General features: G+C 37.1%; 20 protein-coding genes and 1 riboswitch. Of the genes, 11 read left to right on the top strand and 9 right to left on the bottom strand.

All coding sequences use genetic code 11. The features are described from left to right. Nucleotides 1-92 precede the first annotated feature (92 nt). Genes V7S76_RS04005 through V7S76_RS03995 form a run of 3 tightly spaced genes read right to left on the bottom strand, consistent with a single transcriptional unit; the run spans nt 93 to nt 3,661 of the window. Nucleotides 93-329 (bottom strand): hypothetical protein, encoded by a 237-nt coding sequence (locus V7S76_RS04005; protein ID WP_459508752.1) that lies wholly within the window; start codon nt 327-329, stop codon nt 93-95. Further along, nucleotides 287-1,498 carry a BaiN/RdsA family NAD(P)/FAD-dependent oxidoreductase gene (locus V7S76_RS04000; RefSeq protein ID WP_459508751.1) on the bottom strand — a complete coding sequence of 404 codons (1,212 nt, stop codon included), beginning with the start codon at nt 1,496-1,498 and terminating at the stop codon, nt 287-289. The genes V7S76_RS04005 and V7S76_RS04000 overlap by 43 nt, the downstream gene beginning before the upstream one ends. A gap of 9 nt (nt 1,499-1,507) precedes the next feature. Further along, nucleotides 1,508-3,661: an alpha-galactosidase gene (locus V7S76_RS03995; RefSeq protein ID WP_459508750.1), complete on the bottom strand. Its 2,154-nt coding sequence runs from the start codon at nt 3,659-3,661 to the stop codon at nt 1,508-1,510. Between the two features lie 65 nt (nt 3,662-3,726). Between V7S76_RS03995 and V7S76_RS03990 the strand changes: the two genes are divergently transcribed. Beyond that, on the top strand, nt 3,727-4,458 hold the full coding sequence (locus V7S76_RS03990; RefSeq protein ID WP_459508749.1) for an LOG family protein: 732 nt from the start codon (nt 3,727-3,729) through the stop codon (nt 4,456-4,458). Between the two features lie 11 nt (nt 4,459-4,469). Here the strand turns inward: V7S76_RS03990 and V7S76_RS03985 are convergent, their stop codons facing one another. Beyond that, on the bottom strand, nt 4,470-5,063 hold the full coding sequence (locus V7S76_RS03985; protein ID WP_459508748.1) for a gluconate 2-dehydrogenase subunit 3 family protein: 594 nt from the start codon (nt 5,061-5,063) through the stop codon (nt 4,470-4,472). Nucleotide 5,064: 1 nt separating this feature from the next. Further along, nucleotides 5,065-6,792 carry a GMC oxidoreductase gene (locus tag V7S76_RS03980; RefSeq protein ID WP_459508747.1) on the bottom strand — a complete coding sequence of 576 codons (1,728 nt, stop codon included), beginning with the start codon at nt 6,790-6,792 and terminating at the stop codon, nt 5,065-5,067. Nucleotides 6,793-6,931: 139 nt separating this feature from the next. Between V7S76_RS03980 and priA the strand changes: the two genes are divergently transcribed. After that, entirely contained in the window at nt 6,932-9,421 is a 2,490-nt protein-coding gene (priA, locus tag V7S76_RS03975) for a replication restart helicase PriA (protein ID WP_459508746.1), read from the top strand. An 896-nt stretch (nt 9,422-10,317) separates the two neighbouring features. Here the strand turns inward: priA and V7S76_RS03970 are convergent. Both V7S76_RS03970 and V7S76_RS03965 read right to left on the bottom strand, forming a co-directional pair. Continuing rightward, complete coding sequence (locus V7S76_RS03970; protein WP_459508745.1) at nt 10,318-12,144, bottom strand: glycosyltransferase; 1,827 nt, start codon at nt 12,142-12,144, stop codon at nt 10,318-10,320. Between the two features lie 11 nt (nt 12,145-12,155). Beyond that, nucleotides 12,156-13,097 carry a N(4)-(beta-N-acetylglucosaminyl)-L-asparaginase gene (locus V7S76_RS03965; RefSeq protein ID WP_459508744.1) on the bottom strand — a complete coding sequence of 314 codons (942 nt, stop codon included), beginning with the start codon at nt 13,095-13,097 and terminating at the stop codon, nt 12,156-12,158. A gap of 121 nt (nt 13,098-13,218) precedes the next feature. Here V7S76_RS03965 and V7S76_RS03960 point away from each other — a divergent pair, with 121 nt between their 5' ends. From V7S76_RS03960 to V7S76_RS03940, 5 genes are all read left to right on the top strand, one after another. Continuing rightward, a complete protein-coding gene (locus V7S76_RS03960) occupies nt 13,219-15,663 on the top strand; it encodes a penicillin acylase family protein (RefSeq protein WP_459508743.1) in 2,445 nt (814 codons plus the stop codon). A 1-nt stretch (nt 15,664) separates the two neighbouring features. After that, a complete protein-coding gene (locus V7S76_RS03955; protein WP_459508742.1) occupies nt 15,665-16,024 on the top strand; it encodes a hypothetical protein in 360 nt (119 codons plus the stop codon). Nucleotides 16,025-16,094: 70 nt separating this feature from the next. After that, entirely contained in the window at nt 16,095-16,679 is a 585-nt protein-coding gene (locus V7S76_RS03950; RefSeq protein ID WP_459508741.1) for an OmpH/Skp family outer membrane protein, read from the top strand. 62 nt (nt 16,680-16,741) lie between these two features. Next, entirely contained in the window at nt 16,742-17,200 is a 459-nt protein-coding gene (gene smpB / locus V7S76_RS03945; protein ID WP_459508740.1) for an SsrA-binding protein SmpB, read from the top strand. 179 nt (nt 17,201-17,379) lie between these two features. Further along, nucleotides 17,380-17,934 (top strand): DNA-3-methyladenine glycosylase I, encoded by a 555-nt coding sequence (locus V7S76_RS03940; protein ID WP_459508739.1) that lies wholly within the window; start codon nt 17,380-17,382, stop codon nt 17,932-17,934. 585 nt (nt 17,935-18,519) lie between these two features. Here the strand turns inward: V7S76_RS03940 and V7S76_RS03935 are convergent. Both V7S76_RS03935 and V7S76_RS03930 read right to left on the bottom strand, forming a co-directional pair. Beyond that, nucleotides 18,520-18,723, bottom strand: coding sequence for a helix-turn-helix transcriptional regulator (locus V7S76_RS03935; RefSeq protein WP_459508738.1), 204 nt, complete (start codon nt 18,721-18,723; stop codon nt 18,520-18,522). Continuing rightward, nucleotides 18,713-19,165: a hypothetical protein gene (locus tag V7S76_RS03930; protein ID WP_459508737.1), complete on the bottom strand. Its 453-nt coding sequence runs from the start codon at nt 19,163-19,165 to the stop codon at nt 18,713-18,715. The genes V7S76_RS03935 and V7S76_RS03930 overlap by 11 nt, the downstream gene beginning before the upstream one ends. Nucleotides 19,166-19,363: 198 nt before the next feature. Here V7S76_RS03930 and V7S76_RS03925 point away from each other — a divergent pair, with 198 nt between their 5' ends. The 4 genes from V7S76_RS03925 to V7S76_RS03910 all read left to right on the top strand — a co-directional run bounded on the left by V7S76_RS03925 (nt 19,364) and on the right by V7S76_RS03910 (nt 23,485). Continuing rightward, nucleotides 19,364-20,098, top strand: a complete 735-nt coding sequence (locus V7S76_RS03925) for a polyprenol monophosphomannose synthase (protein WP_459508736.1) — start codon at nt 19,364-19,366, stop codon at nt 20,096-20,098. Further along, entirely contained in the window at nt 20,098-20,634 is a 537-nt protein-coding gene (locus tag V7S76_RS03920; protein WP_459508735.1) for a CopD family protein, read from the top strand. The genes V7S76_RS03925 and V7S76_RS03920 overlap by 1 nt, the downstream gene beginning before the upstream one ends. A 31-nt stretch (nt 20,635-20,665) precedes the next feature. After that, a riboswitch (cobalamin riboswitch) is annotated at nt 20,666-20,856 on the top strand. Nucleotides 20,857-20,944: 88 nt separating this feature from the next. Continuing rightward, entirely contained in the window at nt 20,945-22,888 is a 1,944-nt protein-coding gene (locus tag V7S76_RS03915; protein WP_459508734.1) for a TonB-dependent receptor plug domain-containing protein, read from the top strand. A gap of 66 nt (nt 22,889-22,954) precedes the next feature. Next, a complete protein-coding gene (locus V7S76_RS03910) occupies nt 22,955-23,485 on the top strand; it encodes a DUF4833 domain-containing protein (protein ID WP_459508733.1) in 531 nt (176 codons plus the stop codon). The last annotated feature ends 161 nt before the right edge of the window (nt 23,486-23,646 follow it).

The following is a 23,646-nucleotide window of genomic DNA, read 5'->3' as shown; positions in this document are numbered from 1 at the left end:
CCTTACCCCCTGCAATTTAATGGTTAAAAAGTTCAATTGTTTGATAAAATTGTTTTCATAGTTACGCTCAACGCACTGGACTTCGACTCCGCTCATCCAACGTTCTCTTTTCCGTTTTCTCTTTTCCCGTCTTCTCTTTTCCCGTTTTCTCTTTTCTCGTTTTCTCTTTTCTCGTTTTCTCGTTTTCCCGTTTTCTCTTTTCCCGTCTTCTCTTTTCTCTTTTCCCGTTTTCTCTTTTCCCGTTTTCTCTTTTCTCTTTTCCCGTTTTCTCTCCTAACTACATCACCTAACCTGCCGCATTTTTCCCTGCAATCCACGCGGTAGTCCAAGCAGCCTGAAAATTAAAACCTCCCGTAATTCCATCGATATCCATAATTTCCCCGGCGAAATACAATCCCGGACAAATTTTACTTTCCATGGTGTTGACTTCAATTTCTTGCAAATCGACTCCGCCTGCGGTAACGAATTCTTCCTTGAAGGTGGTTTTGCCCTTGACTTGATACCGGTCATTGATTAATGTATTGACCAGTTTATTGATATTTTTTCCATTTAAATCGACCCAGCGAGTGGCAGGAATGATCTCGTTTTTCCCTAAAAGATATAACCAAAGTCGGCTAGGGAAGGGGAATGGATTCCAATTACTTAACATTTTTCCACCATGCTCTTTGATGTTTTGTTCGATCAAAGTCCTTACATCTTGTTCTTTCAATTCATCTAACCAATTGACTAAAATTGAAAAATCATAAGTCAATTCTTCCAAAATTCGAGCTCCCCATGCGGATAGTTGTAAAATGGCAGGACCACTCATACCCCAATGTGTCACTAATAAAGGTCCGGAACCCAATAATTTTTTCCCCTCAATTCGAACTTTGGTTTTTTCAACCACAATACCCATCAAATCTTTGATGTTTTCATTCGGCATGTTGAAGGTAAATAAGGAAGGTACAGGAGATATAATTGGATGCCCTAATTTTTCCATCCATTGGAACTGAGATAATTTAGACTGCCCTCCGGCTGTGATAATTACCTTATTGGCAAAAACTTTCGAGTCTTTTAAGGTCAATTCAAAACCATTTTCTACCTTCTCTATTTCTTCTACTCCATGATATAAAAATACATCAATGCCTAATCGATAAGCTTCCGTTTGAAATAAACTTACAATCGTTTGAGAGTCATTCGACTCCGGGAAAATACATAAATCAGGGTAGGTTTTTAAGGGTACTTTTCTTGACTCAAACCATTCTATGGTTGATTTAGCATTGAATTGTTCAAAGGCTTTTCTAAGAAATTTTTCACCTCTAGGGTATTTTTCTGACAATATTCGATTATTGAAAGTGGCATTGGTCACATTGCACCTTCCCCCTCCAGATACCTTTACTTTTGCCAAAACTTTGCTGGTTTTTTCAAAAATTTGAACCTCTGCTTTGGGATTATTTTCTTTTGCGTTGATAGCAGCAAAATATCCTGCAGCTCCTCCTCCTATGACGATTATTTTCAATTTGATTATTTAATTTACTACAAAGTAAGTAAATGAATTGGCATCTAACTGAACTTTTAGCTCAATATCTTTTTGGGCATTCAATTTTACTGTTGTTTTTTCTCCGTTTTTGTTGGTTACATGTGCGACTTTTTCAATTCCGGTGTAGTAAAGAGGGACTTTAATCGTTCTTTCTATTTTCTCATCTTTGGGATTATACAACATGATAAAGCCCTTATCTTTCAATTTGGGATTCACATGAATAAATCCGTCCCAATCTCTTCCATCCGCTCTGCGAAGTTGAATCATTTCCGAATTTAAAATAGCTCGATATTTCTTATACCAATTAATCGTTTTTACGACTAACTTCTTGGTTTCCTCCGTATCATATAATCTGGGTCCTCGGTAACAAGCTTGCACTCCAGCACCATAATATTGGATCATCAATTGCTCATAATCTTTCAAATGTTCACTTAATGGTTCTAAAACAGCTTCTGGTCCGCCGCCTTGGTATTTGGTTAAGGGCACAAATCCCCAACTCATACTGGCATTTTTTTCTATGGTCCCGTCATGTATATTTTGTCGATTCAATATTTTTTGTTGTTCACGAGAAAGTGAAAAATTGACTTCCCGATAACCAATCGCTATTTTATGAGTGCCATCCAAAAAATACCAATCCGGTGCATTGATGTAAACCCCTTTTTCATTTAACCAATGGTATAATTCTTTTTGAATTTCCATTTGCCTCCACTGGGAATCCTTTAAGTTGCGGTGTCCTGGATGAGTAGTTGAAGCACATACATCACCAGGGTATGGGCCATCATTTTCCCAAATATCAAATCCCGTTTCGGTGAAGAATTGTTTGATTTTATCTCGATAATCCAATCCCCATTTACTTCCAAAACAAGGAGCATTTCCAAAAAATGCACCACCTGTTTTTCCGGTTTTGGGGTCAATGACATCATCTTCTTCGCTGATTTTCCGACTACTAAATAGTGAATAACCTCCTAAAAGAATCTTTTTTTGATGCGCATAATCAGCTAATTTTTTCCATTTGGATATATTTTCTTTGGAGTTATTTTCCATGTTTAAATGACTACCAAAACTTAAAATGACTGCTTCATAACCCGTTTCTTCGCATTGGTCAATGGCATTGATAACCTCTTGGTCATTTTTACTAACCAAATGCATAAATATGGGATTTTGAGTGGTCCAAGGCGCAATGGTTTGATACATTTTCCGAATGGCCAAACCACGTCGCTGACGATCATACGTGTCCATTAATAATTCATGTGTCCTAGGCGAATGAACAATTTCTCCCGGTTTTAAATCAATACCAGGCGCTTTTTCGGGATAGACTTCTAGCAGGCAAGGAGTTTCAAAATTATAATTGACTTGTGAGGTATAATTGGGTTCAACATTCCAATGGGTAGTTTGGTCACTGATGTCATACCGCATGGCATTATTAAAAGCATAATTGGTTTCGACGTAAATGCCATGTTGTTTTTTCATTTCTTCCGGTTTACCGACTACCGCACTTTCCTCTTCAACCAAACTCAGCACCTCATTTACCACTCGGTCAATCTCAAAAACTTGATTGGATTTATTTTCAATACTGACCCATTTCACGATCAATGGTAAATGATCGATGATTTCATAATGGATGTGAACAATTAAATCCTTTAATTCAGGTAATTTGGAAGCAAAATGAAAAATGACATGTTTACCTGTTGCTTGCTTTAGATTACTCGCCCAAGTGGTATTTTTCCATTGAATAAAAGGTGTTTTATCTTGCTTATCCCAACCAATAAATTGAAAATCTTCTTCATGCGAGGTGAAATTTCCTAACCATTGTGGTAATAAATAAGCCCGTTCTTTTTGTCCATGCAAGCCACCAATCTCATAGGATTTACCGTTGATGGTTATTTTCGCCTCTGCTTGAATCGCACGAAGTAATTGTTGCTGGTTCGTCAAATTTAAGTAATCCGTACAAACTAAATTGGGACCTTTGTAAAATGTTCTTCGGACTAATCCGTTATCTAAAATGATGTACTTTTCATTTTCGATAATTTTCGAATTTTCCGAATTGGGATAAACGAGATAATCCTTTTTTGGATCGGAATATTGGGCATGCAAGATATTTATGCAGCCAATGCAAAGTAAAATTAGGTAAATAGGTTTCATCTGTTTAAACAAATTTTCGATTGAAAGTAGGAAATAATTTTCTAATTTGATGTAAAATAATTTTTATGGAAGTAAATAGTGATGTTGAATTTTTAAAAGGGCCACGATCTAGATGGAAAGAATTTACCTTCTCTTTGGAAGTATTATTTCAGTTTATCAAAGGATTCCGAAATTTACATTTTATCGGCCCATGTATCACCATTTTTGGTTCTGCACGCTATCCAGCTGGACATGAATATTATGAATTGACAAAGGAAATGGCGAGTAGATTATCAAAACTAGGTTTTGCCATCATGACTGGTGGAGGGCCTGGTATCATGGAAGCAGCCAATAAAGGTGCTAAAAACGGCGGAGGATTGTCATTAGGATGCAATATCGAATTACCCTTTGAACAAAAGCCTAATCCGTTTTTAGATAAAATGGTGAATATCAAATACTTTTTCGTGCGGAAAGAATTACTACGCAAATATTCAACGGGCTTTGTAGTCATGCCAGGTGGCTTAGGGACTTTGGATGAGTTTTTTGAAGTAATTACCTTGATTCAAACGGGTAAAATCCAACATTTTCCTGTGGTAGTCATGGGCCTTGATCATTACGAAAAAATGATGGATTTTTTGGGCAAATTGGTGGATGAAAAAACAGTAGGCCCTTCTGATTACGACCATATTTTATTCACAGATGACATTGAAGAAGCTTTAAAGCATATTCAGTTTTACTCGAGTAAGAAGCGTTCTCTAACCAATTCAGCTCAAACTCCTATTTGGATTTTGGGTGAAAAGAAAATCTTTAAAAAGTAGGGAGAAAATCCCTACTCTGTCCAATTGTTTTCTCCCTTATATGGCATACAAGGTAAATATCTTCCAGGAACGGGGTCATAAACTAACACTTCCTTGCCAATTTTTTCAGAGGTAAAATAACCCATCAATACAAGGCTTTTTACTTTTCTGAAAAAGGTGATGGGTTCAGGTTTTTCGACCAATTCGATACCCCATAAATTGGGTGCGAAGTGTGGCGATTCTTTGTCCAATTGAACCAATATTTTTTCTTTATCATTTTTGTCGCAATTCATGAATTTTTTTCCAAATTGTTTTTCACACAACTCATCTAATTCTTCAATCCCTTCTGCGAATTCTTTTTGCTCATTTTCATTCATCACCTCTTTGACCATCTTATCGATAAATTGTGGAACACCGACTTCTTTCGCTCCGGGTGTTTTGGTTTTAGGACAAATCGTTTCCGCTATTTCTGCGATGGTATTGGCTTGGTGATTGTCGAAAAATACGGGTTTCCAAGAGAATTGGGCCTCTTCTTGACAAGAACTTAATAAACTCGAAATCGTTCCAACAGAAAGGCCGTAGCCTAAAAATAAACTGGTCTGACGAATATATTCTCTGCGATCCATCTTATAAATTTTTACGGTTTAGTTCATTGACAGCATGATCGACGGCTCTTGCTGTTAAAGCCATATAAGTAATGGATGGATTAACGCAGTTTGCAGAAGTCATGCAAGCGCCATCCGTGACAAAAACATTGGGTACTGAATGGACTTGATTGAATCCATTTAAAACAGATGTTTTAGGGTCTTTACCCATTCTTGCTGTCCCCATTTCATGAATCCCATTTCCCAATCCGCCTACATTATCAAACATTTCAATGTTTTTAAATCCAGCATTTTCCAACATTTCTGCGGCATCCGTTTTCATTTTCTTACGCATTTCCCATTCATTTTTTTTCAAACCTGCGTCAAAAACCAATTGTGGAATACCCCATTTGTCAACTTTGTCTTTGCTTAAACTTACTTGGTTTTCATGGTAAGGTAAAACCTCCCCAAATCCCATAAGTCCCATGCTCCAACCTCCAGGTTTCATTAAAGAATCTTTAAATTGCTCCCCAACGCCCACTTCTGAATTTCCTCTTCCCCAATCCGCTCTACTGGAATTAGCTCCTTGGTAATCGTAGCCCCTTAAAAAATCTGCATTTTTACTTTGATCATTGATGTTCACATATTTGGGAATAAAAATTCCCGTAGGCCTACGTCCTTTGTAAAATTGATCTTCCATGCCATCGAAAGTACCTAAGGCTCCTACATGATAATGATGATCCATTAAATTATGGCCCAATTCCCCACTATCATTTCCTAAACCATTGGGGAATCTACTTGATTTTGAGTTCAATAAAATTTGGGTACTTGCCAAGGTTGAAGCACATGAGAAAATGATTTTGGCAAAAAAATCGATTTCTTCATGGGTGGTGGCGTCCAAGATTTTTACTCCAATGGCTTTATTGGATTTTGGGTCCAAAATGATCGAATGCACCACGGAATTTGGGCGAATGGTAAAGTTACCTGTTCGGTTAGCTGCAGGTAAGGTCGCCGAATTGGAACTAAAATACGCACCATATGGACAACCACGGCTACATCTATTTCGGTTTTGACATTGACTTCTCCCTAAATCCAAATGCCATGGTTTGGCTTCTGTTAAATGTGCGACACGACCTATAGTGACATATCTGTTGTTTTGGTAATTGGATTGAATCTTTTCTTTGAAATGTTTTTCCAAACAATTCAATTCCATTGGAGGTAAGAATTCGCCATCTGGCAAATGGTCTAATCCCAATTTTTCACCGCTGACACCCACAAATTTTTCAACATAGGAATACCAAGGGGCGATATCTTTGTACCGAATGGGCCAATCCACAGCGATTCCTTCTCTGACATTTGCTTCAAAATCGTAGTTGGACCAACGATATACATGTTTACCCCAAGTCAAAGACCGCCCCCCCACATGATTCCCGCGAATCCAATCGAAACGCTGTTTTTCTTCATAAGGATTTTCTAAATCGTTGGTAAAAAAATGCTTGGTAGATTCTCCTACAAAACCGCTTCTAATCTGAATGTGATGCTTTGCCCGATCTTCAGTGCTTAGGGCTCCTCGATGCTCCATATCCCAAGCATCTTGCATCATGGTCGGATAATCATCAATGTGATTAACCATTCGGCCTTTTTCTAAAACGAGTGTTTTTAGTCCTTTTTCACAAAGTTCTTTGGCTGCCCAGCCGCCACTCATACCCGAGCCAATCACAATGGCATCATAGCGATTACTGGTATTTACATTGATATTTAATTTTGCCATTCTGTACGTAAGTCAAATAGGTTTTCTTTGGAAGTTTGAAAATAGAAAAATTAACTCTATAAACTATTCATCACTTACCAATTATTTTAATCTTTGAATCAATTTTTTTTACTTTTCTTTGTAAACTCAATTTTTCAAGATGTCATTGTTGGATTCAGAAGAGTCAACCTTATTTGTCGATGTGCTTTTGCCGCTGCCCATTCCAAGGCATTTTACCTATCGCGTTCCGAGGGTTTGGAATGAAAATATGCAGACTGGTATCCGTGTTGTTGTGCCTTTTGGAACTTCGAAAGTCTTGACTGGTTTAATTCTGGATATTCATACCCATCCACCAAAAAACTATCAAGCGAAATACCTATTGGAAGTTTTGGATGATAGTCCTTTGGTGACCATGGCGCAAATTAAATTGTTTCATTGGGTTGCAGAGTATTATTTGTGTTATCCAGGTGAAGTATTCCAAATCGCTTTGCCTGCTGGATTGAAAATATCAAGCCAATCCAAAGTTCAATTAAATCCTTCTTTTGATGACCAAGATTTGCTCAATGAAAAGGAAATACTTGTCCAACAAATGTTGGAAGAAAAAGGAGCTTTGGTTTATGATGAAATTGCCAAAATTGCCGATGTGAAAAGCCCTTATCACATCATTAAATCCATGGTGGGGAAAGGTGCAATTTTGATTTTTGATGAATTAAAAGATCGATACACCCCAAAAGTAATTCGGAAAATTCGACTTTGTCAGGAATGGCAAAGCAATGAAAAATTATTGGAGCTCATTAAGCTTCTGGAAGATAAACCCAAGCAAATCGCCATTTTGTTGCATTATTTGCGTTTTATTCCGGTTCTTCGTCAACCTGAATTGAATCAGAAAGGATTAGAGAAATCCAGCTTTTCAGAAGGAGAGTTATCGGAAAGTTCCTTGAAAACCCTGATAAAAAATCAAATTTTTGAATCTTTTGAAGTGATTATTTCCCGTTTTGGGTCGGATTCAGACGATTTTGAAGCCAAGACAGTTGAACTCAATACTCCTCAACAAAAGGCCTATCATTCCATCTTGCAGGAATTCCAACAAAAAGACGTCGTTCTGTTGCATGGCATTACCGGAAGTGGAAAAACAGAAATTTACATCAAATTGATCCAAGAAGCTTTAGCCAATGGGGATCAAGTCTTATATCTTTTGCCCGAAATTGCTTTAACTACCCAAATTGTCATCCGACTCAAGCGTATTTTTGGCGAGCAAGTGGGTATCTACCATTCGAAATTCTCCGATAATGAACGTGTGGAAGTTTGGAAATCGATTGTAGAAGGTAAGTATCCTTTCGTGGTGGGCGTTCGCTCATCCGTTTTTTTACCTTTTTCAAGCCTTGGTTTAATCATTGTGGATGAAGAACATGAATCTTCTTTTAAACAGCAAGATCCTGCACCTCGTTATCATGCGAGGGATGTAGCAATGGTGTTGGCCAAAAATCATGGAGCCAAAGTTCTATTGGGTTCTGCTACACCATCCATCGAAACCTATTATCAAGCTAAAGAAGGAAAATTTGGATTAGTCAAATTGAAAGAACGATTTGGAACTGCTCAATTGCCAAATATTGAACTCATTGATACAAAGTCGGCAGCGAAAATGAAACAAATGACGGGTGGATTTTCACTTGATTTATTAGAAGTTTTGAAAGGGAATTTTGCTAAAGGTCAACAGAGTTTATTGTTTCAAAATAGGAGGGGCTATTCGCCTTATTTGCAATGCCAAGATTGTGATTGGATTGCCACTTGTACCAATTGCGATGTTAGTTTAACCTATCATTCCAAAGATCAAGAATTACGTTGCCATTATTGTGGCTACAAAGAGGGTTTGTTGAGAAGATGCGCCGCTTGTGGAAGTACCCAATTGAAAACCATGGGTTATGGCACGGAAAAAATCGAAGAAGAATTGCAATTGCATCTTCCGGATGCCCGTATTGGCCGAATGGATTTGGATACTACACGTTCCAAAACCGCCTTTAATTCTTTGCTTTCAGAAATTCAATCCGGTAATATCGATGTCATCGTGGGAACTCAAATGGTGGCCAAAGGGCTGGATTTTGAGGGACTATCAACAGTTGCCATTTTTGATGCGGATAAGTCGGTCAATTTTCCGGACTTTCGAGCTCATGAACGAGCATTCCAGTTAATGACTCAAGTGGCGGGTAGGGCAGGAAGACGAGAAGAACAAGGACAGGTTTTCATTCAGACCAATCAACCAGGTCATCGAATTTTCGAATTTATCTTGAACAATGATTTTGAATCCTTGTACGATGAAGAAATCAAAGAAAGGGAAGGATATCATTATCCACCCTATAGTCGACTCATCAAAATAATCATTAAACACATAGAAGCTTCTGTGGTGGAACAGGCTGCTAAAGAAATGGGGCATAGGTTAAAAGCTACCTTTGGCCATGGCCGAGTACTCGGACCTGAAAGGCCCTTGATTGAGCGAGTACGCAATCAATTCGTCATGGAAATTTTGATCAAAATGGAAAAAGGCCTTGCTTTGGCCAAATTCAAAACTTTATTACGAGATGAATTGGACGAAATCAAAACCTCTAAAATTTTCAAAGGCGTCAGTGTGGTGTTGGACGTAGACCCGAATTGAGGTAATAGGTAATAGGTAATAGGTAAAAGGTAAAAGGTAATAGGTAATAGGTAAAAGGTAATAGGAAATAGTGCGAATTCAAAGTTGATATTCGTTTTGAACAAATAATCCATTCAGGTTAGACGGATGAAATAATCTTTGTGTCCCTTGTGTTAACACCAAGAGAAAAAAGAAAAAAGTTTTTTTGTTTCTTTTTTTTCAAAAAAAAGAAATACCATAGAAAAAGAATTAGCCAGCAAATTGCATTTTTGTCAAACGAATAAGGGATTAGCAAATACAAGTTCGCTTTTAAACATACGTTTAGAACAGAACCTAATAATAAATTCAACCCTTAATTCGCACTAATAGGAAACTTTAACTAAACACTAATAACTAAACACTAATAACTAAACACTAATACCTATTACCTATTACCTATTAATGCGTATTAAGGGTTGAAATTTCCAATTATTAATCTCTTAATTACCGCTTTTAGCTTCAATACTTCGCCAAGTCCAGTAACCGAGATCGGCGGACGCTATTTATTCTTTTCAGGTCTTATAAATGAATTTGCGGTTAATCCGACGAAAGATTTGAGCGAAGCGGTAGGCGGAGCTTTGACAATGCGCATGGGCGATGTGCGTCAGGGTCAAAGAAAATAGCCGAAAGCGTAGTGAAAATCGGTCAGCTTGCTGATTCGTCTTGGATTAACTTGCGACTAATAAGTTTTTTTGTTTCTTTTTTTTTCAAAAAAAGAAATGCCATAGAAAATGAATTAACCAGAAAATTGCATTGTTGGCCAGGAAAATTGTAATTAAATTTGATTTAGCCACAATTATTAGAAAAGATCCTGAATTTTAGTTTTTAACCCTTAATTCGCATTATTACCTTTTACCTATTACCTTTTACCTAAATCGCTATTTCCTTTTTTTTAGCACCGCTAATTCATGCGCGGTATCGTAATAACTTCTTAAATTGGACCAATCGAACGTATCAGCAATGCTTTCCACACGATTTCTTTGCATGATTCGATCTCTTTGAGATTGTTGCACAAATTTGAATAAGAAATTAGCCAATTGTTCTGCGGCTTCTTGATAAGTTTGCGATTTTCGGTTGACAACTCCCACGCCCCATTGTTCATAATCGTGCATGATTTGCATCATGTAATCACCAAAGCCGGAAAGGTCAGATGTAACCGTCGGTACACCACGCGCCATACATTCTAATGGTGTGTAGCCCCAAGGTTCATAATAACTTGGAAATACTCCTAAATGACAGCCTCTCACAAATTGTCCGTAATCTAAGCCAAACAATGGATTGGTTGAAACAATGAAATCAGGGTGATACACGATTTTTACCTTGTCGTCTGCATTGTTCAATAGATTTGTACGATGCAAATTACGGATGATGTCATCTTCTTGTTTTAATAAATGAGTGACCACTTTTGGCCTGTTTTGCGACTTCCATGTTTGAACGGTCCTACGTAAACGTAATCTCCAATATTCATCCACAAATTGGTTCAAATCAGGCAATTGCATATCGTTGGAAGCAGCGGAGGCTTGAAATAATTTATCTCCTACTGTCTTTTCAATGGAATGGCAATTTTCTCTAATTTCGTCCAGCACTGCTCTAGAATGAAGCACTTCTGGGTCAATGGAATGGTAAGGCTGTTTGGTAATGAAAAACATAATGATGGTTTTCTTACTACCAGCCTCTTTCATTTTCCGATTCAGAATTTCCAGGGCATCCAAAGTCATGTCATACCCTTTGTTGGAATATTCAAATCTGCCCGATGTAAATAGATACAAGGTTTGTTCCAAATCGAAAGGTTGATTAGGGAAAAAATGCCCCATAACGAAATCGGAAATGCTTTCTTTGTATTTCGAATGTAAATTTTGATGCTCATGCAAGGCCGCAAATCGTTGAATATTCAAACCATTGGGCAAAATAATCTCTGGAATTCTACCCAGGAAATATTGACATTCCTTGGCTGTGATATCGGAGACAGTTGTTAAGACATCTGCTTTTTGGGCAGCTAATCTTTCAAAAGTAGCTTGCGCTTCGATTCCATAATGTTTGGCTTCTTTGGCCCAATCGAAAGTGTCAATGACATCATAAAAATTGGGAATATTACCTGCCAAATAGCGACCCAGCATGGTGGCATGCGTGGTAAAAACCGTTGAAATTTTAACTTTGCTTTTCTTTAAATCAGGTAAACATGTGGAGGCCATCCATTCATGAAAATGGACAATCACATCTTTCTTGTTATTTACCTCAATCGCAAACTGGGTTAAAAACAACCGGATTAATTCTCCCAAAGCAATGGTTTGTGAAACTAAATCTTCTGCACCTAAGGTAGAAATTTTATGATCAAGCCATAATCGGCCTTTAATGGCATCTACTTGTTCGTAAATGCTTTTAATATCAAATAATACAATTTTGGGTTTTCCTGTAATCAACCAGTTTCCATAATGGACTTCATAACCTTGCTCACGCATCCAGAGAATCGCTTTTCCAAGTGGAGTGTCATCTGTAACATTCAAGGATTCAAATTCTGCGGCTGCCGTTTGAGTCACATAAGGGCCTAATAACAAATAATCATCTCCCCATTTTTCCACCATCGATGGAACCTTGGTTCGAATGACGGTGTAAATTCCTCCCACTTGGTTACAGGCCTCCCAAGCAACTTCAATTAGAAATTTGCTCTTTTCCGTGGATTTTTTGGTCGTTTTTTCTTTAATCATTGCACAAACACTTAAGACATGTAGGATTTACTTTCGATTACTTGGGTAACTCCATTTTTCGTAATAGTGAAATTAAAACCTTTTTGGATAGAATACGCACCATATTCTCCTTTTTTATTGATTGCTAAGTATCCAACTTGAAAATCTTGGTATTTATACCTTTTGACAATACGTATCACGGCTTCTTCGCAAGCTTGTTGAGGAGATTTTCCTTGTCGCATAAATTCAACGATTAAAAAAGAGCCTAAGGTTTTCATGACAAATTCGCCCAAACCTGTTGCACACGCTCCACCAACTTCATCATCACAAAATACGGCTCCTCCGATGATGGGTGAATCTCCAACTCTTCCGTGCATTTTAAAGGCAAGACCACTGGTTGTACAAGCCCCTGCAATTTCTCCATTTTTACCTATACCCAATAAGCCGATGGTATCGTGTCGCTCAATATTGATTTTGGGTTCGTATTTCGATTCTTTTTTCCATTCTTCCCAAGCGTTTTTGGCTTTTTCCGTTAATAGATTTTCATGTGGAAATCCTTGAGAAATGGCAAATTGATAGGCTCCTTTTCCTGACAGCATCACATGGGGTGTTTTTTCCATCACGGCTCTTGCCACCGATATGGGATGCATGATGTTTTCCATAAAGGTCACGGAACCAGCATTGCCTTTGTGATCCATAATACAAGCATCCAAAGTCACATGTCCATCGCGATCAGGGTATCCACCATATCCAACAGAGGTGTCGTTTGGATCAGCTTCTGGAATACGTGCACCCGCTTCAACTCCGTCCAAGGCCAAACCCGTTTGCATTAATTTTTCATAACCAGCAATGGTCGCTTTTTCGTTTTTCCAAGTGGCAATGATGAAAGGTTCCGAGGCTTTTGTTGATTCTGATTTCAAAGTTGTACTAGCTCCGAGAAGTCCAGCAGTTTGGATAAACGTTCTTCTTTTCATAAATAATTCAATTAGATTATAACAGATTGTTTGCTGATTAAAGTGTAAATGTGTAAAATTGTCTTTTTAAAGTAAAAAAAAATCTTTGAAATTTTACTTTTTATCGACTTTTTCAACAATTATGAAACTAATTAAGCTTATTTTCCCCCTATTTCTGGTTGGAGCATGGACTTATGCACTAAATTCCAACTTCGGGACCATACCTCCACTCGGCAAACTTTTAAGTCCTTTTCATGGTTTTTGGCAAAATGCAGAAGGCCCCGAGGCGTCAGAACAGAGCGAGGAATCCTTGCAAATTCCAGGACTTCACAAACCTGTTCAAGTTTTCTACGATGAAATGGCCATTCCCCATGTTTTTGCAACGGATGACCATGATTTATTTTTAGCTCAAGGTTATTTAACGGCCAAAGATCGTTTGTGGCAAATGGAATTTCAAACGCATTTCGCTGCAGGCCGAATTTCTGAAATCGTTGGAGAAAAAGGCCTTGCTTCTGATCAGTTCCAAAGAAGAATGGGAGCGGTTTATGGAGCGGAAAAAGCTTTAGAAGGGATGATGGCAGATCCTCAGTCGAATTTGGCATTGGATTCTTATACAGAAGGGGTAAATGCCTATATTAATTCATTGTCAGATAGAACCCTGCCTTTGGAATATAAATTATTGAATTATCAACCTGAACCTTGGGCTCCTATCAAAAGTGCCTTGTTCTTGAAAAACATGTCGTTTGTTCTAGCATCTGGAACGGATGATTTGAAAATGACCAATATTGTTCGTCAATATGGCAAGGAAGTAGCAGAAAATTTATTTCCGAATTATCCTTTTGAAGAAAGTCCCATCATTCCTACAGGATCTCCCATCGATTTTAAACCAGTCCCTGTTCCTGCTGCTCCGAAGGATTTCATAGGTTTAGGCAGTTCCATGCAAACTCCTGAAAAAGATCCCAACATCGGTTCAAATAACTGGGCAGTTTCGGGTAACAAAACGGTTTCAGGTCTGCCAATTTTAGCGAATGACCCACATTTGACATTATCGCTACCTTCTATTTGGTATCAAATGCAATTGGTTGCACCAGGAGTAAATGTGTATGGTTCTACCATGCCAGGCGCTCCGAACGTGATTGGAGGTTTCAATAAAAATATTGCTTGGGGAGTAACCAATGTGGGTTCGGATGTATTGGATTGGTATCAAATTAAATTCAAAGATGCTTCCAAAAAAGAATATTGGCATGATGGAAAATGGAAAAAAACGACCATGCGAATAGAGAAATTTCAAATTAGAGGTAAAAAAGAAATGGTAGATACCATCTTTTTCACTCACCATGGTCCTGTTGTTTATTTGAGTCATGAAAAACCATTCAAATCAAACATTCCTATTGGGCATGCTTTAAAGTGGATTGCACATGAAAAATCTCAAGAATTATCGGCTTTTTATCGTTTAAATAGAGCCCAAAATTACAACGATTACAAAGAGGCTTTAACCTATTACGCAGCTCCTGCTCAAAACTTTGTATTTGCTAGTAATCAAGGGGATATTGCTTTATGGGTCAACGGCCGTTTTCCTTTGAAGTCGAAATTGCAAGGCAAATATTTGATGGATGGAACAGATGCTGGGGCGGATTGGCAAGGGTATATTCCTCAAGCTCATAATCCGCACGTATTGAATCCCGTTCGGCAATTTGTTAGCTCGGCTAATCAATTTTCCACGGATCCATCTTATCCCTATTATTTAGGTTGGCAATATGCACCTTCTGAACGAGGAAGAAGAATCAACGAACGCTTAGAAGGTATGAGCAAAGTTACCATTGATTCTTTAAGAGGTTTGCAAAATGATGTTTTCAATATACGCGCCCGCCGGATGTTGCCTTTGCTTTTGGCACAAGTAAAAAACCCAACAGCTAAACAACAAAAAGTGATTCAAGAATTGAAGCAATGGAATTTGCAAAACGCACCTAATTTGATTGCCCCAACCATTTTTGAAAATTGGGTCATTACCTTGCAGTCCGCACTTTGGGACGATGAATTTAATCAGGATGAAAATGTTCCAATGAACAAACCTTCGGTTGATCGCACCTTGAAAATGTTGATTGAAGAGCCCAATGCGGTTTGGTGGGACAATGTGCATACAAAAAACAAAAAAGAGCTTATTTCGGATATCATTAGCCTTTCCCTTCAAGCCAATATCGATTCTTTGGAAAAACAACATGGTCCGATGAGTCAAGAAACTTGGGCATGGTACAAACACAAACAAACAGGCGTACGCCACTTAATTCCAGGAATGGATGCTTTGAGTCGTTTGAATATTCCGATCGGTGGTGGTGGTACAATTGTCAACGCAACAACCATGAAAACCGGTCCTTCTTGGCGATTGGTGGTGGAATTGTCCAAAATGGGCACACCAAAAGGTTATGGTGTATATCCAGGAGGACAATCAGGAAATCCGGGAAGTAACCATTATGATGACTTAATTGATACTTGGGCGAAAGGTGAATTGAAACCATTGTTGTACATGGAGTCGCCTACACAACGCACCAATCGTATCCGTAAAAAAATAACATTAGACGTGAAGTAAGATGAAAAAAGAATTATCAAGTGCTAATAAATTAGTTTTGGTTCTCATTATGGTCATAGTGGGAGCTTTGGTGGAAAATTATTTTCCATGGTATTCCATGGGAATCGCTTTCGGAATTTTGTCCTATATTTTTGCCTTGAATGGGAAGTCGGCTTTTTGGATTGGCTTACTCTCAGGCTTTATTTTATGGGCTCTTGGTGCTTATTGGGTCGATTTACAACACCCCAGTACCTTGCCCGGCAGAATGGCTCAAATATTGCCTTTAGGAGGCAAAGTGTGGGTTTTAATGCTCGTTACAGGAGTTTTCGGAGGCTTAACTGGAGGAATTTGGTCATTTTTAGGAGCAAAATTACGCTTCTAATTTCAAATTTTTTAGGACAACTCATTCATTCATACTATCTTTGCCGCAATTCAATTAAACATTAATATACGTGAAAAATTTACCTTTAATTTGGTGTGCCGTTTTAACCTTAGTGGTTGGATTTTTATTATTTAAGCAAAATGGAAGTAGTTCAACAGGATTAGGAACTACCACAGCAGACGGAAAAAGAATCGTTTTTGTTAATTCTGATTCATTATTGAATAATTATCAATTCTACAAAGACGCTCAAAAAGAATTTGAAAACAAAGGATATCGTCTTCAAGTTGATTTAGGTCAACGTGAAAGAACACTTCAAGGAGAGCTTCAAGCGATTCAACAAAGAGCCAACGCAATGACTCAAGCAGAATTACAAGCTGCCGATATGACTTTGAAGAAAAAAGGTGCTGAATTGCAACAATACAGCCAACAAAAACAAGCTGAGCTAGGTCAAGAGCAAGCTAAGAAAAACGAAGAGTTGTACAACAATATTCGTAATTACATTGCTAAAGTTAATAAAACCAACAAATACGAATTCGTTTTAGGTTATTCTAAAATTGGTGGCGGTATTTTATTCGCTGATGAATCAGTAGATGTGACTCAAAAATTAATTGAAGGTTTAAATAAAGAATACGCAGCTACGAAAGACGCTAAATAATTTTTATCCTTTTTAGAAAGCCACGCAGTTATTATTTCTGTGTGGCTTTTTTATTTAACGAAATGGCAAAAGAAAAAATTCAAAAAAAGGTTGAAATTCAAAATAGGCGAGCCTCTTTTGAATACCAGTTTTTGGAAACTTTTACGGCAGGACTTGTTTTGCAAGGGACTGAAATTAAATCGATTCGTCAAGGAAAAGCGAATTTGACAGATGCTTATTGCCTTTTTTTTCAAGATGAATTGTACGTCAGGAATATGCATATTTCCACCTACGAAGAAGGGACGCATTATAACCATGAACCACTGAAAGATCGTAAATTGCTGCTCTCTAAAAGGGAACTCAAAAAGCTGATCAAAGAGCTAAAAAATGTCGGTTTAACCATCATTCCTACTCGTTTATTTATTTCCGACAAGGGCTACGCTAAATTAAACATTGCCTTGGCCAAGGGTAAAAAGACTTTCGACAAACGCGATGATATCAAAGAAAAGGATATTAAGCGTGATTTGGAGAGAAGCTTGTGAGATAGAAGGTAATAGGTAAAAGGTAATAGGTAATAGGAGGCTTCGACAGACTCAGTCACCGAAATTTGTTTATCCTTCTCATGGAATATGCCAATATGGAAATGAAAGTTTTGATATTGGTGATAAACAGATGAATTTTTGGGATAGAATTTTCAATAAACAAAAAAGTGATATCTAAAATGGATAAAATTCGTTGTGCTTGGGCAGGAAATGATCTTTTATATCAAAAATACCATGACGAAGAATGGGGAAGGCCAGAACATGATGAACAAAAATTGTTTGAATTGTTGATTTTGGAAGGTTTTCAAGCTGGTTTGAGTTGGATAACTATTTTAAGAAAACGAGAAGATTTTAGGTCCTGCTTTGACGAATTCGATTACCGTAAACTTGCTGCTTGGGATAATCATCAATTGGAGGCATGTATGCTTAATCCCAAAATCATTCGAAATCGATTGAAGATAAATGCGGTAAAAACGAATGCGCAGGCATTTATGAAGATTCAAGGACAATTTGGAAGTTTTGATCAATACATTTGGTCTTTTGTCGATTTTCAACCTATAAAAAATCATTTTAATCATCATCGTGAATTACCCGCTGCCACCGAATTGTCGATTGAAATTAGTCGATCTTTAAAGAAAGCAGGTTTTAAGTTCATTGGCCCTACCATAGTGTATGCCTTCATGCAAGCTTCCGGAATGGTGAATGATCACGTTAAAGATTGTTTTTGCTATTAATTATTAGTGATTAGTTGTTATTTATTAGTGTTTAGTTAATAATGCGAATCAAGGGTTAAAAACATGTAAAAGGCTGGAATTTAGCTTTGATTCTCTATTTCACTACAAAAATTCAATTTATTGGTCCTTTCATTTTCCATGGCATTTCTTTTTTTGCAAAAAAAGAAACAAAAAAACTTAATTTCTGCAAGTTAATCCAAGACGAATCAGTCTAGCGACTGATCGATTTTCACTTCGCTATCGGCTTTTTTCTTTGACCCTGACGCACATCTCCCATGCGCATTGTCAAAGCTCCGCCTACCGCTTCGTTCAAATCTTTCGTCGGATTAACCGCAAGTTCATTTATAAGTCCTTTAAAGAATAAATAGTGTTAGCTGAGATCGGTTACTGAGCCTGTCGAAGGATGGAAGCCAAAAGCGGTATGAGAAGTAAAAATAGATATTTTAACCCTTGATTCGCATTATTAGTTATTAGTGTTTAGGTATTAGTGATTAGTTTATAATGAATTTTGTCTTCTTCGAAGAGAATATTCTAATGGCTAATAAATATAACTAATCACTAATAACTAATAACTATTCTCACATCTCAAAAATCCGCTTCTTCCAATTCAAAAATCTCTTCTACTGCTTTTGAAAAAAATTTGGCAATTTTCAATGCTAAGATTGTTGAGGGAACATATTTGTTGGCCTCCAAGGCATTGATGGTTTGCCGACTTACTTGCACCTCTTGTGCCAAATACTCTTGAGTAATATCCATGATTGCTCTTTCTATTCGGATTCTATTCTTCATTGGATAATTTAATTTTGAGTTTATAAGCTTGGAAGACGATGATGTATATGGGTAAAAGCGAGAAAAATGAAAGTCCAAAGTATTGCCAGTAAGTTCCATTGTATAAAAATAGCTCCATGCTTATTTGTAAACCTATTTGACTTATAATAGCAATCATCATGGATCTTAACCGGATGTTGTTGAGCATTTCATCCTCTATTTTTTCTTTAGCGAAAGTAATAAAATAGAATCCTATAAGTCTAGATATGATTATGATTTCTTGTTCCAAATCATTTTCAATTAAAGTAAACCATTTGCCTTCATCATATATGACAGGAATTGTAAGGTTAAATGAAAATCTTAAAGGACTATCAGATGGTAACTCTGGCATCATGAGGGAGAAGCCAGCTAAGACAATTCCGATGTAAATAAAATAGCGAGGTAATAAAAAGTGTGTTTTCATAGTGATTGTATGTTTTGTTTGACCAAATGTAAAGTATGTATTTCTAAATGTAAAATTTATTTTACATTATTTTTTTAATTGTGTCACTTTTTCATTTAGGATTTTATCATCTTCTTGATAAAAAAGGCCTCTATGTGTTTAATTCATAAAAAAATGCTAGCTTTGGAGTTAATCTGAAGGTTTATAAAATATCAATCCATGAATTCGAGGGTAGTAATCATCCCCACTTATAACGAAATAGAAAATATTCAAGCAATCATTGAAAAAGTGATGAGCTTGGAACCTGTATTTGATATTTTGATTGTCGATGATGGCTCACCAGATGGAACCGCAAAGGTAGTTAAAACCTTGCAGGGGCAATTTGCTGATCGAATTCATTTACTGGAACGTCAAGGAAAATTAGGTTTAGGAACTGCCTATATCACAGGTTTTCATTTTTGTTTGGAAAAAGGTTACGATTACATCTTTGAGATGGATGCGGATTTTTCCCATAATCCAGATGATTTGATTAAACTCTATCAATCATGTTCTGAACATGGAACTGACATGGCGATTGGATCAAGATATATCAATGGTGTGAATGTCGTTAATTGGCCGATTGGCCGAGTTCTTATGTCCTATTTTGCTGGATATTATGTTCGTTTTATAACAGGTATGCATATTCAAGATACGACTGCTGGTTTTGTTTGTTATCGAAGAAAAGTTTTGGAGACAATTCCTTTGGATCAAATTAAGTTTATTGGCTATGCTTTTCAAGTTGAGATGAAATTTACCGCTTGGAAATATGGTTTTAAGTTGACGGAAGTACCGATCATTTTCACCGATCGCACCAAAGGAGAAAGTAAAATGTCGGCAAATATTTTTAAAGAAGCTATTTTTGGTGTTATCCAATTAAAAATAAGCAGTTTGTTTAAAAGATATCAATCGAATTAATGAGCTACGAGGTAATCAAATCTTTGCACATCATTTTCGTAGTAAGTTGGTTTGCTGGCTTATTTTATCTACCACGCCTTTTGGTTTATCATGTGGAGGCACAAGATAAGGACGAAATCGAGAAAATTATTTTAAGTAAGCAATTTGAGAAAATGGAAAAATTGCTTTTCAATGCGATCATGATTCCTGCGATGTTCTTGACATGGATAACTGGGCTAACACTTATTTACCTGACTTGGTGGAATGGATTTGGTCAACATACTTGGTTGCATCTAAAACTAGCCTTTGTTGTAGTCATTACCATTTATCATTTCTATTGTCGACATATTATTCTTCAGTTTAAGAATCAAAAATTCATCTTTTCTGGCCCAAGCTTGCGTTTGTTCAATGAAATAGCCACCATTCTTTTGGTAGCCGTGGTCTTCTTAGTTGTCAACAAAAACGCCATCGATTGGATGTACGGCTTATTGGGATTTGCTTTATTTGCCATTTTCATCATGTTGGCTGTCAAATTGGTAAAGAAGCTGAAATCCTAAATATTTCTGTAATCCCAGTTTAATTATTTTATCTTTGTACCCAAGTAAGGGTGTACGCGCTTTTCATAGAGCGATTACTTAATAGGGAATTCGGTTGAAGCCGAGACTGTCCCCGCAACTGTAAGTTTCTTTAACACTTTTCATTGTTGTCACTGGCCTTGGCTGGGAAGACGAAAAGGAATGGAAACGAGTCAGGAGACCTGCCTTTATTTATTCTTGATTTCGAATTACGGAGGATGAATCGAGATTGAGCGTTCGATTGCTTTTCATTTTATTAGCCTTTTTAGGCATTTTTATGTTGAATTTTTCTTTGTCACGAACACTAGTTGGTGTTTGTGCACTTTTTAGTTGCTTTTCTGTTTCCGGACAAGAAGTAATTTCCCTACCTACCTTACAAGAAGTCGAAATATCTGCTCCCAAATATCCGCAAAAACTGAGTCGGTCTGGCAAGGTAGTCACGGTCATTTCCAATGAACAAATTCAGATGGCATTAGGGAAGAATTTGGGCGAATTATTGCAAGAACAAGCGGGTATTTCAATTGTTGGTTCCCGAAGTGCTGCCGGGACCAATCAAGAAGTATATGTGCGGGGTGCCAATACGGGCCACGTATTGGTATTGATGGATGGGTTTCCTTTGAATGATCCTTCCCACATTTCTCAAGTTTGGGATTGGAATTTGGTGAGTTTGTCGTCTTTGGAACGAATTGAGATTTTGAAAGGAGGGCAATCGACTCTTTATGGATCAGATGCCATGGCAGCAGTGATCAATTTGGTTAGTAAAAAAATGGATGTAGAACATTTACAAACTCATCTTAATTTACAGGCTGGTGGTTTTGGTACTTATTCGCCGCAAGTTCAGTTGTTAGGGAAATTTAAGAAAATCCAATGGAAAGTATTAGCCAAAGATTATATCAGCAATGGTTTTTCTGCTGCAGAAGTAAAGGGTGGAGAAAACGATGGATTTCGACAACAAAATGTTGATCTGCAATTATCAAGTCCTGTCGGAAAAAAATCTTGGTTGGATTTGGCTTATCAAGTACAAAATTATCGCGGCAATTTAGATGCGGGTCCATTTACGGATGAATTGGATTATACTTCTAAGGTGAATTCATCATCCTTTAGATTTCAATTTCAGCATAAATTAGGTCATGCCGACATCTACTTACGTGGATTTACGGATGTGATTCATCGGATATTTAAGAATGATTCGACTTATGTTTCAAAAGATGCCTTTTCAAGCTATTATGAATCTCATTATCAAGGGTTTAGTAAAGGTGTGGAGTTATATTCTAAGATTTCTTTTGGAGCTCATTCTTTGATGATTTTGGGTGGTGAATGGAGAAATCAATCCACTCAACAGACGGATTTTTCCATCAGCTCTTATGGTCGGTACGATTCACCGGAGATCAATGAATCATTGGCTAATCAGTCGATTTTGGCTTTTTACGCTACTTTTCAACAAAATTGGACCGAGCGAATAGGTTTGGAATTGGGTTCGCGATGGAATCACCAATCTACATTCGGGAATTTCACGACTCTCAATATAAATCCTTATTGGATGCCTCATAAAAAGCTAAAGATTTTTGCTAATGTAAGTACTGGATTTAAGGTTCCTTCGCTCTACCAATTATTCTCACCTTATGGAAATGTAGCATTGGTTCCTGAAAAGGGAGCTACGTATGAAATGGGTTGGGAGAATCGATTTTCTTTTTGGAAGTATCGAATAGTCCTTTTCGACAATCAAGTCAAAGATGGAATTGTATTTCAATCGATGGATACTGATCCATTTGGGAAATATGTGAATGTCTCCAAACAAAATACCCAAGGCCTAGAAGCTGAAATTTCCTTTCAATCGACAAAGTGGTCGAGTCAAATGAATTATACTTATTTGACAGGTACGGTATCGTCTAACATTGGAGGCAAGGATAGTACGTATTCTTCATTAATTAGACGGCCTAAAAATACCATTACTTGGAATGTTACTTATGCTTTCCATGAAAAATGGAAATTGTCGATGATGAATCAATGGTTGGACTCTCGAACAGACTATGTCTATGATGAGCAAGTGTATACGGTGGTAGCTAAACAATTGGAGGCTTATTATTGGATGGATTTACAAGCATTTTATCAAGCAAGTAAAAATGTACAAATAGGGGTGGTTTTGAAAAATGTTTGGAATCAAAAAATAGCGGAATTGTATGGGTATAATGGTCAGATGAGAAATACGCAGGTTAATTTAAGCATCCGTTTTTAGTTTCATAAAAAATATTTACTTTTGAAAGTAAATAACCATCATATTCAACGCTCTTAAACTTATTTAATGTATCGGTCTTTTATTATTATTTTCTTAAGTATAGCTTTATTCAGTTTTATTGACCCAATTGACCGATTTCCGACGCCACCTGAAAGTAAAATTTCTTTGTTTTACATTCAACGAAGTACCAATGCCAATGCCGTCATTTATGATGCCAATTTACTTCCAGATAAAAAATTAAATCCCAAAAATCCAGTTCATACGTATTGGTTGAGATATGGAGAAAAAGGTCAAAAAGAGGAATTGACAGCCATTCAACGAACACTTGCCTATGGACTTTATACGAATCCGATCTTGAATGAACCTGAGGCTTATGAAGGCTATTTTTTGGCATATCGTAAACGTAAATTTGTAGTAAAATTAGATTCCAAAGGAAATCCAATTGCCTTATTTCCTATAAATGGGAAATTGCAAATATTGAAAAAAGTCTTTGTTAGTGTGAATGAGGAGAAATTTATGCCCTCTGTTTATTATATCGAACTCTTTGGAAAGGATCCTGTGTCAGGTAAAGATGTTTATGAGAAGTTTAAACCTTAGCGGAAGATAGAAAATAGAAAATAGAAAAGAGGAAAGAGAAAAGAGGAAAGAGGAAAATGACGAATTTCCATCCATTCCACACAAAAAAATGCCATTCCCTATTCCCTAATTTTCTTATATCGCTTTTTTCTCTCCTCTCTTGTAAAGCATATATGCTTGTT

The organism is Aquirufa sp. ROCK2-A2 (genome assembly GCF_054558485.1).
The sequence above is the reverse complement of the archived record's forward strand: the minus strand, read 5'-3'. Positions and strand labels throughout refer to the sequence as shown.

What these genes read in the sequence shown, in the direction of transcription:
- V7S76_RS03995 (WP_459508750.1), bottom strand. Translation starts at nt 3,661, where the DNA reads ATGAAACCTATTTACCTAATTTTACTTTGCATTGGCTGCATAAATATC.
- V7S76_RS03990 (WP_459508749.1), top strand. Translation starts at nt 3,727, where the DNA reads ATGGAAGTAAATAGTGATGTTGAATTTTTAAAAGGGCCACGATCTAGA.
- V7S76_RS03985 (WP_459508748.1), bottom strand. Translation starts at nt 5,063, where the DNA reads ATGGATCGCAGAGAATATATTCGTCAGACCAGTTTATTTTTAGGCTAC.
- V7S76_RS03980 (WP_459508747.1), bottom strand. Translation starts at nt 6,792, where the DNA reads ATGGCAAAATTAAATATCAATGTAAATACCAGTAATCGCTATGATGCC.
- priA (WP_459508746.1), top strand. Translation starts at nt 6,932, where the DNA reads ATGTCATTGTTGGATTCAGAAGAGTCAACCTTATTTGTCGATGTGCTT.
- V7S76_RS03970 (WP_459508745.1), bottom strand. Translation starts at nt 12,144, where the DNA reads ATGATTAAAGAAAAAACGACCAAAAAATCCACGGAAAAGAGCAAATTT.
- V7S76_RS03965 (WP_459508744.1), bottom strand. Translation starts at nt 13,097, where the DNA reads ATGAAAAGAAGAACGTTTATCCAAACTGCTGGACTTCTCGGAGCTAGT.
- V7S76_RS03960 (WP_459508743.1), top strand. Translation starts at nt 13,219, where the DNA reads ATGAAACTAATTAAGCTTATTTTCCCCCTATTTCTGGTTGGAGCATGG.
- V7S76_RS03955 (WP_459508742.1), top strand. Translation starts at nt 15,665, where the DNA reads ATGAAAAAAGAATTATCAAGTGCTAATAAATTAGTTTTGGTTCTCATT.
- smpB (WP_459508740.1), top strand. Translation starts at nt 16,742, where the DNA reads ATGGCAAAAGAAAAAATTCAAAAAAAGGTTGAAATTCAAAATAGGCGA.
- V7S76_RS03940 (WP_459508739.1), top strand. Translation starts at nt 17,380, where the DNA reads ATGGATAAAATTCGTTGTGCTTGGGCAGGAAATGATCTTTTATATCAA.
- V7S76_RS03935 (WP_459508738.1), bottom strand. Translation starts at nt 18,723, where the DNA reads ATGAAGAATAGAATCCGAATAGAAAGAGCAATCATGGATATTACTCAA.
- V7S76_RS03930 (WP_459508737.1), bottom strand. Translation starts at nt 19,165, where the DNA reads ATGAAAACACACTTTTTATTACCTCGCTATTTTATTTACATCGGAATT.
- V7S76_RS03925 (WP_459508736.1), top strand. Translation starts at nt 19,364, where the DNA reads ATGAATTCGAGGGTAGTAATCATCCCCACTTATAACGAAATAGAAAAT.
- V7S76_RS03920 (WP_459508735.1), top strand. Translation starts at nt 20,098, where the DNA reads ATGAGCTACGAGGTAATCAAATCTTTGCACATCATTTTCGTAGTAAGT.
- V7S76_RS03910 (WP_459508733.1), top strand. Translation starts at nt 22,955, where the DNA reads ATGTATCGGTCTTTTATTATTATTTTCTTAAGTATAGCTTTATTCAGT.